The 15,838-nt window shown below is 58.8% G+C and carries 15 protein-coding genes; 13 read left to right on the top strand and 2 right to left on the bottom strand.

Going from position 1 to position 15,838, the window contains the following annotated elements:
- Window positions 1-25 precede the first annotated feature (25 nt).
- The 13 genes from ACOBR2_RS12310 (at window position 26) to hpnE (ending at window position 14,748) form a co-directional block, all read left to right on the top strand.
- Entirely contained in the window at window positions 26-1,159 is a 1,134-nt protein-coding gene (locus tag ACOBR2_RS12310) for a sialidase family protein (RefSeq protein WP_420236408.1), read from the top strand.
- Between the two features lie 156 nt (window positions 1,160-1,315).
- Entirely contained in the window at window positions 1,316-2,344 is a 1,029-nt protein-coding gene (locus tag ACOBR2_RS12305; protein WP_420236407.1) for a 4-hydroxy-3-methylbut-2-enyl diphosphate reductase, read from the top strand.
- A 188-nt stretch (window positions 2,345-2,532) separates the two neighbouring features.
- Window positions 2,533-4,557, top strand: a complete 2,025-nt coding sequence (shc, locus tag ACOBR2_RS12300) for a squalene--hopene cyclase (RefSeq protein WP_420236406.1) — start codon at window positions 2,533-2,535, stop codon at window positions 4,555-4,557.
- A gap of 8 nt (window positions 4,558-4,565) precedes the next feature.
- A complete protein-coding gene (hpnH, locus tag ACOBR2_RS12295) occupies window positions 4,566-5,687 on the top strand; it encodes an adenosyl-hopene transferase HpnH (protein WP_420236405.1) in 1,122 nt (373 codons plus the stop codon).
- Entirely contained in the window at window positions 5,684-6,106 is a 423-nt protein-coding gene (locus tag ACOBR2_RS12290) for a hypothetical protein (protein ID WP_420236404.1), read from the top strand. The genes hpnH and ACOBR2_RS12290 overlap by 4 nt, the downstream gene beginning before the upstream one ends.
- Before the next feature lie 129 nt (window positions 6,107-6,235).
- Window positions 6,236-6,895 (top strand): hypothetical protein, encoded by a 660-nt coding sequence (locus ACOBR2_RS12285; protein ID WP_420236403.1) that lies wholly within the window; start codon window positions 6,236-6,238, stop codon window positions 6,893-6,895.
- 51 nt (window positions 6,896-6,946) lie between these two features.
- On the top strand, window positions 6,947-7,948 hold the full coding sequence (hpnA, locus tag ACOBR2_RS12280) for a hopanoid-associated sugar epimerase (RefSeq protein WP_420236402.1): 1,002 nt from the start codon (window positions 6,947-6,949) through the stop codon (window positions 7,946-7,948).
- Window positions 7,945-8,655 (top strand): nucleoside phosphorylase, encoded by a 711-nt coding sequence (locus tag ACOBR2_RS12275; protein WP_420236401.1) that lies wholly within the window; start codon window positions 7,945-7,947, stop codon window positions 8,653-8,655. The genes hpnA and ACOBR2_RS12275 overlap by 4 nt, the downstream gene beginning before the upstream one ends.
- 96 nt (window positions 8,656-8,751) lie before the next feature.
- Window positions 8,752-9,885, top strand: coding sequence for a zinc-dependent dehydrogenase (locus ACOBR2_RS12270; protein WP_420236400.1), 1,134 nt, complete (start codon window positions 8,752-8,754; stop codon window positions 9,883-9,885).
- Between the two features lie 12 nt (window positions 9,886-9,897).
- Window positions 9,898-10,941: a zinc-dependent alcohol dehydrogenase gene (locus ACOBR2_RS12265; protein ID WP_420236399.1), complete on the top strand. Its 1,044-nt coding sequence runs from the start codon at window positions 9,898-9,900 to the stop codon at window positions 10,939-10,941.
- A 324-nt stretch (window positions 10,942-11,265) separates the two neighbouring features.
- Complete coding sequence (gene hpnC / locus ACOBR2_RS12260; protein WP_420236398.1) at window positions 11,266-12,264, top strand: squalene synthase HpnC; 999 nt, start codon at window positions 11,266-11,268, stop codon at window positions 12,262-12,264.
- Entirely contained in the window at window positions 12,261-13,349 is a 1,089-nt protein-coding gene (locus tag ACOBR2_RS12255) for a squalene/phytoene synthase family protein (RefSeq protein ID WP_420236397.1), read from the top strand. Before hpnC ends, ACOBR2_RS12255 begins: the two co-directional genes overlap by 4 nt.
- A 4-nt stretch (window positions 13,350-13,353) precedes the next feature.
- Complete coding sequence (hpnE, locus tag ACOBR2_RS12250; RefSeq protein WP_420236396.1) at window positions 13,354-14,748, top strand: hydroxysqualene dehydroxylase HpnE; 1,395 nt, start codon at window positions 13,354-13,356, stop codon at window positions 14,746-14,748.
- Between the two features lie 223 nt (window positions 14,749-14,971).
- Here hpnE and ACOBR2_RS12245 read toward each other — a convergent pair whose 3' ends face one another.
- Both ACOBR2_RS12245 and ACOBR2_RS12240 read right to left on the bottom strand, forming a co-directional pair.
- Window positions 14,972-15,373 (bottom strand): EamA family transporter, encoded by a 402-nt coding sequence (locus ACOBR2_RS12245; protein ID WP_420236395.1) that lies wholly within the window; start codon window positions 15,371-15,373, stop codon window positions 14,972-14,974.
- Window positions 15,370-15,822: an EamA family transporter gene (locus ACOBR2_RS12240; RefSeq protein WP_420236394.1), complete on the bottom strand. Its 453-nt coding sequence runs from the start codon at window positions 15,820-15,822 to the stop codon at window positions 15,370-15,372. Before ACOBR2_RS12240 ends, ACOBR2_RS12245 begins: the two co-directional genes overlap by 4 nt.
- Between the last annotated feature and the right edge of the window lie 16 nt (window positions 15,823-15,838).

Here is a 15,838-nt window from a genome sequence, read left to right as displayed (position 1 = left end):
GGTTACTTGCGGCACAATGGAGAGTATGAAGAAAAATATCGCAGGAATTGTCTTTTTCGTTCTTCTGTATGTCGGCAGTATGTCGGCACAGGCGGGAGACGGCTTTATCTTCGAGCCTCTGTCGAGCGGCAATGCTCTGCCCGGAACGCAGCCCGACAGCCATGCTTCCACGCTGGTGGAACTGCCCGGTGGCGATGTGTTGTCTGCCTGGTTTGCCGGCACCAAGGAAGGCGCGCCGGATGTGGCAATCTATGCGGCGCGGCAGCATGCGGGCGTGTGGAGCGTACCCGTGGAAGTGGCGCGGACCAAGGACGTGGCCTGCTGGAATCCGGTGCTGTTTCATGATGCCAAGGGCGTGTTGTGGCTTTATTACAAAACGGGCAAGTCGCCCTCGACCTGGACCGGACTGCGCAAGCACAGTGAGGATGAGGGTCGGACGTGGAGCACTGCCGAGGCGCTGCCCGACGGCATTCTGGGGCCGATCAAGGATAAGCCGCTGGTGCTCCCGGATGGCAGCATCGTCAGTGGTTCGTCGGTGGAGAGTGGCAGCTGGACGGTGTGGATTGAGCGCAGCCCGGATGGCGGTAAAACCTGGACCAAGATCGGGCCGATAACAGTGCCCGAGGCGCTGGATGTGCCCGATGCCGCTGCGCTGGCGGCGGCCAAAGAGGGAAATTTCAAGCCGAGCGATGAGCCGGGCAAACCAGGCATCAAGCTTTATCCGCCGCTCGATCACATGGTGGGCCTGATTCAGCCCTCGGTGGTTTCGCTGGGAGGGCATCATCTGCGGTTTTACGCGCGCAGTCACAGCCGGGCGCAGCGCATTGCCGTGGCTGATTCCTTCGACGATGGCCGCACTTGGACGCAGGCGCGCTATATTGACCTGCCTATTCCGAATTCGGGGATCGATGCCGTCGGCCTGAAGGATGGGCGGATCGTGCTGGTCTTCAACAACAGCTACAACCGTCGTTCGCCGTTGAGTTTGGCGGTGAGCAAGGACGGAGAGCACTTTACAGTCTTCAAAAAACTCGATGAAGGGCCAAGCCAGTATTCCTATCCGGCAATCATTCAGGCAGCCAATGGAGACCTTCTGGTGACATATTCGTGGCAGCGGCGGACAATTCGGTTCGTGCGTGTTCCAAAAGAGGAAATTCCGTAGCGAAACAGGACAGAGCTTGCAAACCGCGCCAGGATGCGCGGTTTTGCAGTTTTGGGAAGTGCTTGTCCGCAGGGAAGATGGAAGTTTTTGGCGGCGTGGGAATTGGCGGAGGATTCACCACTCTTGTTTCAGTGGTTGGATTGATATAATGGTAACGTGACGAGACCAGCTCCTGAAACATCTCCTAACGGTACCGCCGCCGGGACTTCCCCCAGCCAGAAGAGGGTTTTGCTGCTCAAGCCGCGAGGCTTTTGCGCCGGTGTGGTGCGCGCGATCGACATTGTGAAGATCGCACTTGAAACCTTCGGAGCGCCGATTTACGTGCGGCGTGAGATTGTTCATAACCGCTATGTGGTCAATGAGCTGGCCGATAAGGGCGCGATCTTTGTGCATGAGATCGACGACGTGCCCGATGGCCAGCGTGTGATCTATTCAGCCCATGGCGTCAGTCCGGCGGTACGCGATCGCAGCAAGGCACGCAATCTGAAGGTGATTGATGCGACTTGCCCGCTGGTGACCAAGGTACATATTGAAGCCGTCAAGTTTGCCAAGCAGGGTTATTCGCTGATCCTGATCGGCCATCGCGACCACGATGAGATCGAGGGTACGTTGGGCGAAGCGCCCGATGTGACCCAGGTGGTTTCGAACGCGGCCGAGGTTGCCCAGCTTGAGGTTCCTGATCCCAACCGGGTGGCATATCTGACGCAGACGACGTTGAGCCTTTCCGAGGCGCGGGACATCATCCATGCGCTGAAGGAGAAGTTCCCGAATATTGCCGGTCCGCATTCGCAGGATATTTGTTACGCTACCGAGAACCGCCAGGTGGCGGTGCGCAACGTGGCGCACAACGCCGATCTGGTGCTGGTGGTGGGTTCAACCAACAGCTCGAACTCCAATCGTCTGGTGGAGGTTTCGCGCAATCTGGGCACGATCGGCTACCTGATCGATAATTCCTCAGCCATTGATTCGAAGTGGCTGGAGAATGTTTCCACGGTGGCGGTGACGGCGGGCGCTTCGGCCCCGGAGATTCTGGTGGAGGATGTGGTGAATTACCTCCGGCAGAACGGTTTTTCCAGTGTCGAAGAAGTGGAAGTAATGCCGGAAAATGTACGCTTCGGTCTTCCGCCGGAGATTGTGCAGGCCATTGGTGGCACGGAAGTTCAGCGGACGACGTCGGCAGAGTAACGACGGATTCTGGATGATTCCCCTCATTCCTGTAGCAGGGGTGAGGGGGTTTTGAGATAATTACGAAAAGCATTTTTTCGTTTTGCAGTTTTTGGTTTTTTGGGTATTGATCGGTTGTTTTTAGCCGGGCAGGTTTGAGCGCGGCGTCTCTGGCTACTGGCCGGAAGAGATCGAGGTTTTTGAAGGCGATGAGTATTCAGCAGGGCAAGACACATACGGCGGCTCCAAAGTACGGCCGACTGGACGCGGATCCGGCGGATGTTGATCAAGCCATTGGACGATCCTGCGATTACCTGTTTTCTGTGCAGCATCCCGAAGGCTACTGGAATGGCGAGCTGGAATCGGATGCGATGCTGGTGGCCGATTACATCTTCCTGCATACGTTGCTTGAGTCGGGCGACCGCGGCCGCATGGAGCGTGCGCTGCGCCGGATGATGCTGATGCAGCAGGAAGACGGTAGCTGGAACATCTACCCTGGTGCTCCGGGCAACATCTCGCAGACCGTCAAGTGCTATTCGGCGGCCAAGATGATGGGTGTTTCGGCGGATGATCCGCGTCTGACGAAGGCCCGCGAGTGGGCACTGGCCCATGGCGGCGCGGTGGCTTGCAATACATTTACCAAGATGTATCTGTGCGCGCTCGGCATGTATGACTACGATGCCGTGCCGGCGGTTCCGCCTGAGATTGTCCTCTTTCCCAACTGGTTTTACTTCAACCTGTACGAGATTTCTTCCTGGTCGCGTGGCATCCTGGTGCCGCTCTCGATCCTGTACGCCAAGAAGCCCTTCAAAAAGCTTCCGCCTGAGCAGGGCATTGACGAGCTTTATGTGGGTGGTCGCGAAAAGGCTAAACTGCGCCTGCGCTTTGACCGCAAGAAGTGGATCTCGTGGCGCAACTTTTTCATCGTTACCGACCGGTTGGCCCACTGGGCTGAGGCCGTGCACTTGCGCCCGCTGCGCAGGATGGCGTTGAAGAAGGCCGAGAAGTGGATGCTGGATCGCTTTGAGATGACCGACGGTCTGCATGCCATCTATCCGGCCATGCTGAATGCGATCATCGCGCTGCGCTGCCTGGGCTATTCGGAAGACGATCCGCAGGTGATCCGCGCCCGCGATGAGTTTGAAAAGCTGGGCATTGAATCGGGTCCGACCGAGGATTGCGCGGATCCCACCTTCCGCATGGTGCCCTGTATGTCTCCGGTCTGGGATACGGCGCAGGCGATTACGGCGCTGGGCGATGCGGGCATTTCACGCACCGATCCGCGCATGGTCAAGGCCGTGGACTGGATGATCGCCAAGGAGATCCGCCACAAGGGCGACTGGGCGGTGAAGGTGCCGAACGTGGAGCCGGGCGGATGGTCGTTCGAGTTTCACAACGAGTTTTATCCCGATACCGACGATACGGCGCAGGTGCTGTTGGCGCTCAGCAAGGTCGATCATCCGCGTGAGGAGCACCAGCATCAGGTGGCCCAACGCGCCATCGACTGGGAATTCGCCATGCAGTGCAAAAATGGCGGCTGGGGCAGCTTCGATAAAGACAACACGAAGATGATCTTCCAGTACATTCCCTTTGCCGATCACAACGCCATGCTCGATCCACCGACGGTCGACATTACCGGGCGCATGCTGGAGATGTTCGCGGCCTACGGTCATACGCAGGACGATAAGCGCATCAAGAAGGCCATTGAGTTCATCTACAAGGAGCAGGAGTCGGACGGTAGCTGGTTTGGCCGTTGGGGTGTGAACTACATCTATGGCACCTTCCTGGTGCTGCGTGGTCTGGAAGCCATTGGTGTGGACCACCTGGAGCCGCAGGTGCAGCAGGCGGCCGAGTGGATTCGCATGGTGCAGAATGGCGATGGTGGCTGGGGCGAAAGCTGCGGCACCTACGACGATCCGAATACGCGTGGCGAGGGTGAAAGCACGCCTTCGCAGACGGCCTGGGCGCTGATGGCGCTGCTTTCGGCGGGCGATGACCGCTCGGATTCAGTGGCCAAGGGTGTGCGTTGGCTGCTGGAGCACCAGCAGGCCGAGGGCAGTTGGGATGAATCGACCCGGGTGGGTGGATTCAAGCAGGCCATTATTACCGGCACTGGTTTTCCCAAGGTCTACTATCTGGCCTACACACTGTACCGCCAATACTTCCCGCTGATGGCCTTGACGGCCTACAAGCGGGCGATGGATCGCGCTGCTGAAGCCGGCGCGGGAGGTTAATCGAAGGCATGGCTATTCCTATTTCGCAGATGTGGACGGTTGCCACATACGTCCTGAAGAAGCGGCTGACCGGGCAGAAGCGCTATCCCCTGGTGCTGATGCTCGAACCCCTTTTCCGCTGTAATCTGGCCTGTGCGGGCTGTGGCAAGGTGCAGTATCCGCCTCACGTGCTCAAGCGCATGCTCACGCCTGCGGAGTGTTTTGCCGCGGTGGAGGAAGCCGATGTGCCGATGGTCTCGATCCCTGGTGGCGAGCCTCTGCTGCATCCGCAGATCGTGGAGATCGTCGAGGGCCTGATTGCGCGCAAAAAGTACATCTATCTGTGTACCAATGCGCTCGAACTCAAGCGTCGCATTCATGAGTTCACGCCGTCGAAGTATCTGACCTTCAGCGTGCATCTGGATGGCGAAGAGGAGCATCACGACTTTGCCGTCTGCCGCGAGGGTGGCCACGAGCTGGCCGTCGAGGGCATCAAGGAAGCGGTCAAGCGCGGCTTCCGCGTGACGCCGAACGCTACCTTCTTTGACGGTGCGGACCCGAACAGCGTCCGCCGCCACTTTGACCAGATGATGGCCATTGGCGTCGAAGGCATTGTGGTTTCTCCGGGCTATAGCTACGACAAGGCTCCGGACCAGAATCGCTTTATGGGCCGCGCCCGCGTGCGCAAGCTCTTCCGTGCGATTCTGTCGAACCGCAAGAAGGAGTGGAAGTTCAATATGTCGCCACTCTTTCTGGAGTTCCTGATGGGCGACCGCAACTACGAGTGCATTCCATGGGGCATGCCGTCGTACAGCATCTTCGGCTGGCAGCGTCCCTGCTACTTGCTGCAGGATGGTTACACGGAGAGCTTCAAGGAACTTATGGAAACCACCGAGTGGGAGAATTACGGCGTGGCCAGCGGCAATCCGCAGTGCGCCAACTGCATGGTGAGCTGTGGCTATGAAGCTCCGGCGGTGATGGAAGGCTTTGGCAGCTGGAAGGGTTTTGTGGGCATGGTCAAGGGCACTTTCAGTTCTTACCGGGATGCGCACGCACAGAAGCTGCTGAACGAGTGGAAGAGCGAAGAAGAAACGCCGCTTGTGCAGATTGCCTCCAACCAGAACGCGCTCGAGGAGACCAAAGTTCAATGACGGAAACCAAGTATACGCGCGAGCAGGTGGAAACCATGGAAGTGGCTCCGGGCCACGAGCGGGAGAACCTGGAAGGCTGGATTCCCGAGCTTGCCGGAGAAGAAGAACTGCGCCATGCGCTGGAGCAGGCCTTTGATTATCGCGGCGACGTGACGATTACGCTCAAGTCGGGCGAGAAGTTTGAAGCCTACGTCTTCAATCGCTTCAAGGGCAGCTCTCTGGCCGCCTCCTGGGTGCAGTATTTTGTGCCCAACGTGGACGCCAAGCAGAAGACCAGTTATGACCAGATTGCGCGGTTGGAGTTTACTGGCAAGGATCGCGCCGCCGGTAAGCACTGGGAAGACTGGGTCAAGTCATATAATGAGCGCAAAGCAGCAGGTGAGAAAAATATTGCGCTCGCTCCGGACGCCATCGACTAGGTTTCTGACCGACTGAGTGTGTTTGTACGCTCCTGAGTGCTTCGGGTCCCTCGCAGTGGGGGACCCGGAAAGCACAGAGCACGGTTGCAGAATCAGGCGGGATTCCGAGCGCGCGCCAGGAGCAAGTCTTTGAGCGGACTCGATGCAATGATCCCAGCCCCGGACCACAGTCATGGTGCGCATGGGCACGGAACCGGCCACAAGTGGCTGGATATTCTTGTTGCAGTTAGCGCCATTTTCATCTCGGTAGTCTCGCTGGTTGTTTCCATCGAGCATGGTCGCACCATGGAAAAAATGGTGGACCAGAATCAAAAGATGGTGGAAGCTAGCACGCTGCCGATTCTTAGTCTGGGCGGCAATATGTTAGACACGGATGGTAAACGTGTCGAACAGATTGTTCTGGCGAACGAAGGAACTGGGCCTGCCCGCATTGATCGTTTTGAGGTGCGCTACAAGGGTGTTTCCTATACAGATCCTCATCAGCTGTATATGGATTGCTGTGCGGCTGCGTTGACGCAAAAAAAAGGTGGGACATCGTGGCATGGGGTCTATTACGCCAATGTCTCAGGCACGGTAATTGTGCCACACGACAAAAGGCAGCCAATTGACATCGAATCTGCATCGACGAATGTTCCGATGATGGATGCTATCGAGCGAGCCCGGGATGACATGAAAATGAAGGCTTGCTATTGCTCGGTGCTGAATGAGTGTTGGGAGACCAACTTTGATCGTCAGCGTCCGACGCCGGTGGCGGAGTGCAAGGTGAAACCAGACGAGAAGCTCTGGTAAACAAAGAAACGGCCCGCGAGGGCAAAAAACAAAAAGGCAAAGAAAGAAGCAATGAAGATTTTTTTGACCGGTGCAACCGGATTTGTCGGCTACCATGTGGCTCGGGCTCTTGAGGCCGAGGGTGCTGACCTTCGCCTGCTGGTGCGTAAAACCAGCAAGCTTGAAAATTTGGAAGGACTCAAGGGTGAGACGGTCGTTGGCGATCTGTCGAACCCTGAAGGGCTGAAAAGCGCGCTCGTTGGTTGCGATGCGGTGATGCATGTGGCCGCCGATTACCGGCTGTGGATTCCCGACCCGGCTGTGATGTACCGCGCCAATGTGGAAGGTACGCAGAAGCTGCTGGCTCTGGCTGGTGAGGCCGGTGTGCCGCGTGTGGTTTGCACATCGAGCGTGGCCACCATGCACTTCCGCACCGATGGTCTGATCGTGAATGAAGATACGCCGGTGGCGCTCGAAGATATGGTGGGCCATTACAAGCGCTCCAAGTTCATGGCCGAGCAGGAAGCGATCAAGGCGGCCGAGGCCGGGCAGCAGGTGATGATTCTGAATCCGACTTCGCCCATCGGTCCGCGCGATTCCAAGCCGACGCCTACTGGGCGCATATTGACTGATTTTTTAAATGGCCGTTTTCCGGCCTACATGGACACGGGCCTGAATCTGGTGGATGTGAACGAGGTGGCGCGGGCGCATGTGCTGGCGCTGACCAAGGGCACGCCCGGCCGCCGCTACATTCTGGGCGGAGAAAACCTCACCCTCAAGCAGATCCTCGACAAGATGGCGGCCATCACCGGCCTGCCTTCGCCCAAGACGAAGATTCCCTTTGCCGTTGCTGCCACGTACGCCTTCTTTGAAGAGTTGATTACGGGCAAGATTCGGGGCAAGGAGCCGCGCGCTACCCTCGAAGAGGTGCGCATGGGGCGCAAGAAGATGTATGCCTCCAGCGCCCGGGCGCAGCAGGAACTGGGCTTCCGCGTTCTTCCGGTCTATTCGGCCATGCGTGCTGCCATTGAGTGGTTTGAAGCCAACGGCTATGCGCCGAAGAGGACCGTGTGAAGAGGATTGGCATCATCGCCGCAATGCCCGGCGAAGTGAAGTTTCTGGTAAATGGCTGGCCGCAGGAAAAGATCGACGGACTGGACGTTTGGCGCAAGAACGTGGACGAATGCGAGTGGGTGGTTACGCTTGCCGGAGCCGGTCAGGCAGCGGCCAGTCGTGCCGTTGCCGCAGCGGAAAAGAGCGGCCCGCTGGACGCCATGGTTTCCATTGGCTGGGTGGGTGCGCTGCGCAAGGAATTTGTGGCGGGCCGCGCTTACCGGGTGGATGGCGTTGTTGATATTCAGACGGGTGAGCGCTTTCGTACGGCCGATGCGCCGTTTCTGGAGCGGACCTGGCTGGTGACCAGCCCGCGGGTGGCCGATGTGGAAGAGAAAATGCGCCTGCGCGAAACCTATGCTGCCGGAATGGTGGATATGGAAGCGGCAGCGGTAGCGCGGCTTTCCGCCATCCGGTCCATTCCGTTCTATGCCGTCAAGGCGGTGAGCGACGGAGCTAGCGACAGGCTGCCCGATTTCAACAGCTTTCTGGATGCTCGGGGCAATTTTCAGCTGATTCGTTTCATTCTTTTCGTGCTTCCGCGTCCGTGGCTCTGGCCGGCACTCATCCGGATGGGCGAAAATAGCAGAAGGGCTTCCCGGAGGCTCGCGGATCATCTGCGAGCCTCTTTCGATGCACAGGGAAACCCCAGAGCCGTTTCAGAATAAGCAGGCTGTTGTCGTGAACCGGCAGGCAGGCGCTCTCTGTACTTTGCTGCCCCAAAAACGCAAGGCAGACGCTTCTGAAACCGCATAGGAAAAGGAATGGCGACTGAGACTGTACACGACGCTGACTGCCTGACCCACGAAGAAATTCCCGCCACCATGCGCGCCGCCGTCTATCGCGGCGTGAAGGATGTTCGTCTGGAAACGGTTCCCGTGCCCGCAATTGGCCCGGGCGAGCTGCTGGTGAAGATTGCCACCTGCGGCATCTGCGGCACTGACCTGAAGAAGATTCACATGGGCTCGCATTCTGCCCCGCGCATCTTTGGCCATGAGATGGCTGGTGTGGTGGCGCGGGTGGGCGCGGGCGTGACCAACTTCAAGTTGGGTGACCGCGTGATGGTCTTCCATCATGTGCCCTGTGGTTCCTGCTACTACTGCCGCAAGAACGTTCCCGCGCAGTGCGAAGTGTATAAGCGCACCGGCTCGACGGCCGGCATGGAGCCCTCCGGTGGCGGTTTTGGCGAGTACATCCGGGTGATGGACTGGATCGTCGCCAATCGCGGCGTGATTCGCATTCCCGACGGCGTTCCCTTTGAGCAGGCTGCTTTTATGGAGCCGCTGAATACGGTGCTGAAAGGCGTCAAGCATCTGGAATTGCAGCCCGACGAGACGGTGCTGGTGATAGGCCAGGGGCCGATTGGCCTGATGCATGCGGCGCTGGCACTCAAGACTGGAGCACGCGTTTTTACCAGCGATCTGTTCGCCCAGCGTCATGCGGTAGCGGCTAGGTTTGGCCTGAGCCTGCCGCTTGATCCGTCCAAAGAGGACGTAGTCGCGCGCATGAAGGCCGAAACCGAAGGCCGTGGCGCGGATGCTGTGATTCTGGCGGTGGGCGGCAATGCGCTGATCCGCACTGCCATGGATGCGGCCCGTCCCGGCGGCAAGGTGATGCTTTTTGCGCAGACCCAGCACGGCGAAGCGACCATCGATCCTGCGGCTGTTTGCATGGAGGAGAAGACGCTGCTCGGTTCCTATTCGTCGAGTTTTACGATTCTGGACGAAGTGATCGATCTGGCGCTCAACGGCTACGCGAAGGGTTTCGATCTGACCCGGTTGATCAGCCACCGTTTTTCGCTCGAACAGGCAGTGGAAGCGATTGAGCTGGCCAGCCATCCGCAAGCCGACTCGATGAAGATTATGATTGAACCTGTGCCCGGCGCGGGCGCGCGATAGAAGGAAACGAAGATGGCAACAACGATGAGGGCCGCAGTCCTCCACGGCCGTGAAGATGTACGCATTGAGAGTGTGCCGGTGCCCCAGGCGGGCGTGGGCGAGGTCGTGGTGAAGGTGGGCGCGGCGCTCACCTGTGGAACCGATCTGAAGGTATTTCGCCGTGGCTATCACGCCAAGATGATCACTCCGCCCGCGCTCTTCGGCCACGAACTGGCGGGAACCGTGGTGGAAGTGGGCGAGGGTGTTGAGAACTTCAAGACGGGCGACCGTGTGGTGGCGCTCAACTCCGCGCCCTGCGGCAAGTGCTACTATTGCGAGCGCGATCAGGAGAACCTCTGCGACGATCTGCTCTTCAACAATGGCGCCTATGCCGAGTACATTCGCATTCCCGCCCGCATTGCGGCTAAGAATACGCTGATCGTGCCCGAGCATGTTTCTTTTGAGCACGCCGCGCTGGCCGAACCGCTGGCCTGCGCGGTGCATGGCTTTGAGGATTCGATGCCGCGCAAGGGCGATTACGTGGCTGTGATTGGCGGCGGCCCGCTGGGGCTGATGATTCTGCATGTGGCCGCGCTCTACGGTTGCGAGACGATTGCTCTCGTCAAGCACGATGGCCAGGCCAAGGCAGCCAGACAGTTGGGCGCGGCGCACATCGTGCAGACCAGCGATATTCACACCGCTATTGAGCAGACCAAGAAGATCACGCCGGATGGACGCGGCGTGGATATTGCGATTGAAGCGGTGGGTGTTCCGGAAGCGTGGCAGGAAGCGGCTGAACTGGTGCGCAAGGGCGGCACGGTAAACTTCTTTGGTGGCTGCGCGACCAATACCCATGTTTCGCTGGATACCAATCGTCTGCACTACAACGACATCACGCTGAAGGCTACCTTCCATCACACGCCGGCCATCTGCCGCAAGGCGCTGGAGCTGATTGTGAGTGGACGCTTCCAGGCCGATGCCTTCATCACTGGCCACGCGAATTTGTACGAGCTGAACAAGGTCTTTGAAAAGTTGATGCACCGCAACGCCGAGATCAAGACCGTCATTCTTCCGTAAGTATGTTTTTGGAAGAATACGGACGGAAGAGATTGCGGAAAAACGGTTGAATCCTTGCGAGGGGCAGGAGAGAAACGTCCCTCAGGGGCTAAAGCCCCGTTGATTTTATTGCGTTTATTTGGCACGGCTGAAGCCGTGCCCTTTCAAAACCGAGTCCCAAGAGAGTTTTTCCGCAGCCTGTAAAGCCCTCGTCTTGTTTGATGCATTTTTGGCACGACTGAAGTCGTGCCCTTTCAAAGCATCTTCGCTCCGAGTTTTCTCTTACTGTTTTGCCTGGAAGTTTTTCGAAATCTTCAAGCAGGAATTTTACCCAAAGACTGGATTATGACCGAGACAACGAAGACGCAACTCGATCAGAACGAACTTGTGGAGCGCGGTTGGGCTGCGCTGCCTGCCGCTTATCGCATCCCCGCACAGAAGCCCACGTTGGCTGAGGCGCGGGCCTATTGCCAAAATCTGGCGGAGTCGCACTACGAGAACTTCCACGTAGCCTCGTGGTTCCTGCCCGAGGCGCTGCGCCCGCACTTCCATTCCATCTACGCCTACTGCCGCATCTCCGACGATCTGGGCGATGAGGTGGGTTCGACCGACGTGGCACTGGCCCTGCTCGACCTGTGGGGCAGGGAACTGGACGCCTGCTATGAGGGCCGCGCGCAGCATCCGGTTTTTGTGGCTCTGGCTGAGACCATCAAGGTCTGCGCAATTCCCAAGGAGCCCTTTGCCGATCTGCTGACAGCCTTCCGTCAGGATCAGGTGGTGCCGCGCTACGAAACCATGGAAGACGTACTGGGCTACTGCCGTTATTCGGCCAATCCCGTGGGACGTCTGGTGCTGTATGCTTGCGGCGAGGTTGAAGAGGGCACGCGGGAGGAGAAGTTCCGCATGTCCGATGCGACCTGCGCGGCGCTGCAGCTGGCCAACTTCTGGCAGGACGTGAGCGTAGACATTCACAAGGGCCGCGTCTATCTTCCGCAGGCCGACATGCGCCGTTTTGGCGTCACCGATGAGACGATCAAGGCTGGCGTGGTCACGGAGGGCTTCCGCGAGCTGCTGTGCTTTGAGGTGGAGTACGCCCGTTCGCTCTTTGCGGAAGGCTTGCCGCTGATTGGCAAGGTACGGCGCGATCTGGCTCTGGACCTGGATTTGTTCAGCCGTGGCGGGCTGGAGATTCTGCGCGCCATTGAGCGCTGCAACTACGATGTGCTGAGCGCGCGCCCCGCGATTGGCAAGCGCACCAAACTCGCACTTGCGTTGCGTGCCATGAGTGGTAAACTTTTGCCGTTCCTGCGACTCGGTGCATCGAGCAAGGGGAAGTCTGCGTGAGCGAAGAATTGAAACAAAACGGAGCGTTGCAGCCTGAGGCGAAACCGCTGCCCGAGGCGACGCCGGAGGCCGAGGATCGGTCGGCTCCGGAGGCTACGGCTGCGCCTGAAGTTTCGCCTGCGACTACGCCGCAGCCCAGCCCCGAGGTTGCGTCGTTCACCATGGAGCCGCCGCTTTCTCTGGACGAAGCGTATGCCCTGTGCCGCCAGATCGCCAAGCAGGAAGCCAAAAACTTCTACTATTCTTTCCTTGCGCTTACGCCTGACCGCCGCAACGCCATGTGCGCCATTTATGCCTTCATGCGCAAGGCCGATGATCTGGTGGATGACGAGCATTTTTCCCGCGACCATCGCCGCAAGAACCTGAATGCGTGGCTGGTGGGCTGGAAGTCTGCCTGCGAGTATGGCGACCCGACGGACCCCGTATTCATGGCGGTTCTCGATGCAGTGCGTCGCTTCCAGATTCCGCTCAGCCTGCTGGACGAACTGGTGGAAGGCGTTTCCATGGATCTGGTGCCGCCCACTTCGAAGAGCGGCATTTACACCTACCAGAGCTTCAACGAACTGTATCGCTACTGCTATCTGGTGGCTTCAGTGGTGGGACTGGTTTGCATTCACATCTTCGGCTATACGGACAAGCGGGCCGAAAAGCTTGCGGAAGAGACCGGAATTGCCTTTCAGCTGACCAACATCCTGCGCGATGTGGCGGAAGATGGAAGAAACAATCGCGTCTATCTTCCCATCGAGGATCTGCAGGACTTCAAGGTTCCTCTGGATGGTTTGATTCGCCCCCGGATCAAGGATGAACCCTCCGTGGCGGAACGCAAGTTGTTTGCCGAAATCGCCCGCCGGGCCGAGAACTACTACCAGTCGGCCGAAGAGTTGCTTTCCTTGATCGCCCCTGAAAGTCGTCCGGCGCTTAAGGTGCTGGTGGCGATTTACCACGAGTTGCTAGAGCGGATTGAGCGCGCCGATTACAACGTCTTTACCGGACGGATCAGCGTGCCCACCTCACGCAAGCTGTTCATCCTTTTCCGCGGTCTTGCCGCCATGTACTGGGCCAGGATCGTGCCAGGCAGGAAGTAGAGCATTGAGCAGGTATCTTCCCAAAAGCGTTGCCGTGGTCGGCGGTGGCGTAGCCGGAATGAGTGCGGCAACGGCGCTGGCCGAAGCCGGATTCCGTGTGCGCCTGCTTGAACGCCGCAGCTATCTGGGCGGCCGCGCCAGCTCTTACCTGCATCCAGGCACGGGCGAGGTGGTGGACAACTGCCAGCACGCCCTCTTTGGCTGCTGTACCAACCTGCAGGGTTTTTACAAGCGCATTGGCGTGGACGACCAGATCCACTGGACCAGCGGCATGACCATGGTCGAGCCGGGCGGACGGCGCTCCGAGCTTGCTCCGGTGAATTTGCCCGCGCCCATGCACGGCCTGCCCAAGCTTTTAACGGCGCACGCCTTCTCCCTGGGTGACAAGCTGGCTCTGGCCCGGGCCTTCAGCGCCATGATGCGCCCACAAGCCGAAACGGGCGAAAGTCTGGCCGCGTGGCTCAAGCGCCATGGCCAGACGAAGGGTGCTTTGAAGCGCTTTTGGCGGTTGGTGATTGCCAGCGCTCTGAATGCCGAGCTGGACGAGATTTCAGTGCCCTATGCCGCCAAGGTGATTCGAGAGCTGTTCATGAATTCTGCCTGGGCGGGGTCGATGGGTATGAGCCGGGTTCCGCTCAGCGAGCTTTACGCCAGTGTGCCTAAGTTTTTGATCGACCGTGGCAATGCCATGGAGTTTCAGACCCATGTGGAAGGTGCGGAGTGGAATCCCACCAGCCGCCAGTGGCTGCTGCAGACTCGCACCGGCGAGTTTTACGCCGACTATGTGATCGCGGCGCTGCCCTTTGAGGCGATGGGTAAGCTGATGGAGTCCATGCAGGCGGCTACGGGTGTTACGGCGCTCAAGGACAAGATTGCCCACCACTCCCACTGGCCCATCTGCAGCGTACACCTGTGGTTTGACCGCCCCATTACTGATCTGCCCCACGCCGTGCTGCTCGACCGCGAAGTGCACTGGATGTATAACCAGTCGGTGCTGCAGGGGCGACCGGGCAATTACATTGAGCTGGTTATCAGCGCCACCCGCAGCTTTGCGGCCCTTGAACGCAAGCAGGCCATTGAGCTTGCCCTGAGCGAGCTGAAGGAGTTCTTCCCCATTGCGCGGGAAGCCAAGGTGGAGAAGGCTGCGCTGATCAAGGAAGTGCGAGCAACCTTTGGCGTTTCGCCGGGGATCGACTTTGCCCGGCCCGCCGCAGTCGACGCGCCCTGGCCGCAGTTCTTTCTGGCGGGCGACTGGACCGCTACCGGCTGGCCCTCGACGATGGAAAGCGCCGCCCGCAGTGGTCATCTGGCCGCTGAAGCCCTCTGCAAGGCCGAAGGACTCAATCTGCAGTGGCTGGAGCCGGACTTTCCTCCGCAGGGGCTGATGCGCTGGCTATGACGACAGAGAACAGAGTGCAGGGGCTGAGATCTGAGCTTTCCGGGCAAAGAAAAAGGCGAGCGCCAAGCTCGCCTTTTTGCTGATCTCTGTTCTCTGCACTCTGTCGTGCTAGAGCATCTCTCCTGATGCTGTGAAGTGGCAAAAATCTTGCCAGGTTGCCGCTCCCTGGGGGTCGCGTGAACGATGCTGCATCGACTCGCTCTATACCTTCAGGAGAGATGCTCTAGTGGGCCAGAAAATATACGCCTACGCAGACCAGCAGGGCAGCGATCCAGCGGCGGCGGTCAACGTTTTCCTTGAGGAAGAACTTGGCGGCTACCGAGTTGGTGACCAGCGTCAGCGAGGCTGAGGCCGGGGCCACCAGGCCCAGATTCATGTGGTTCAGCGCAAATAGCAGCGAGAAAAACGAGAGCGCCAGAAAGAAAACTCCGGCAAAAAAGAGCGGGCAGGTGAGGACGGCGGTAATTGCGCCCTTCATGCCAGATTGGGCGCGGATCTCGTCCAGATCGCCAATGGACTTCATGGCCGCAGCCGTCAGCACTTCGCCGGTGGACGAGCTGATAACAATGGCCATAATCATGCCAGCAGCCATCCAGAAATGAGCATCGAGGACGGGCAGATTCATCGGGCTACCTCCTCATTTTCACAACTCTCATCCAAAAGGTTGCCCTCCGCAGGAGCAGGAGGAGTGTAGGCAGGGCCATGCGCCACAAAGCCGACGCCGATGGTGATGAGAACAACTCCGCCCCAGCGTTGCCAGCTGATGGCCTCATGCAGCCAGAAGCGGGCCAGCACTTCGACGATCATGTTGCCGAAGGCGGTGGCAGGCAGAACGTAGGTGAGGTCGGCCCAGGAAAGAGCCGTCAGATAGCTGGCAAAGAAGCCAATCAGTAGGGCAATGCCCAGCACAACCCAGGGCGTGAAGACGGCCTGAATGAGCAGCAGAGGGTGGGTAAGGCTGATGGGCGGCAGATTGACCATGCCACGAGAAAGGCAGGAGTCGCCCAGGGGGGCGCAGACCGCAACCAAGGCAAGAATCATGTATTGGCGCGGTTTAAGTTGATTGTCGGACATTTCCAGCTTTGGCTTC

The organism is Telmatobacter bradus, from assembly GCF_048629425.1.
Taxonomy (GTDB): domain Bacteria; phylum Acidobacteriota; class Terriglobia; order Terriglobales; family Acidobacteriaceae; genus Telmatobacter; species Telmatobacter bradus.
Note: the sequence above shows the minus strand (reverse complement) of the source record. Positions and strands in the feature narration are given on the sequence as shown.

Coding starts and splice junctions, on each gene's coding strand:
- hpnA (WP_420236402.1), top strand. CDS start 6,947: ATGAAGATTTTTTTGACCGGTGCAACCGGATTTGTCGGCTACCATGTG.
- ACOBR2_RS12245 (WP_420236395.1), bottom strand. CDS start 15,373: ATGAATCTGCCCGTCCTCGATGCTCATTTCTGGATGGCTGCTGGCATG.
- shc (WP_420236406.1), top strand. CDS start 2,533: ATGAGTATTCAGCAGGGCAAGACACATACGGCGGCTCCAAAGTACGGC.
- ACOBR2_RS12265 (WP_420236399.1), top strand. CDS start 9,898: ATGGCAACAACGATGAGGGCCGCAGTCCTCCACGGCCGTGAAGATGTA.
- ACOBR2_RS12240 (WP_420236394.1), bottom strand. CDS start 15,822: ATGTCCGACAATCAACTTAAACCGCGCCAATACATGATTCTTGCCTTG.
- hpnH (WP_420236405.1), top strand. CDS start 4,566: ATGGCTATTCCTATTTCGCAGATGTGGACGGTTGCCACATACGTCCTG.
- ACOBR2_RS12270 (WP_420236400.1), top strand. CDS start 8,752: ATGGCGACTGAGACTGTACACGACGCTGACTGCCTGACCCACGAAGAA.
- ACOBR2_RS12290 (WP_420236404.1), top strand. CDS start 5,684: ATGACGGAAACCAAGTATACGCGCGAGCAGGTGGAAACCATGGAAGTG.
- hpnC (WP_420236398.1), top strand. CDS start 11,266: ATGACCGAGACAACGAAGACGCAACTCGATCAGAACGAACTTGTGGAG.
- ACOBR2_RS12310 (WP_420236408.1), top strand. CDS start 26: ATGAAGAAAAATATCGCAGGAATTGTCTTTTTCGTTCTTCTGTATGTC.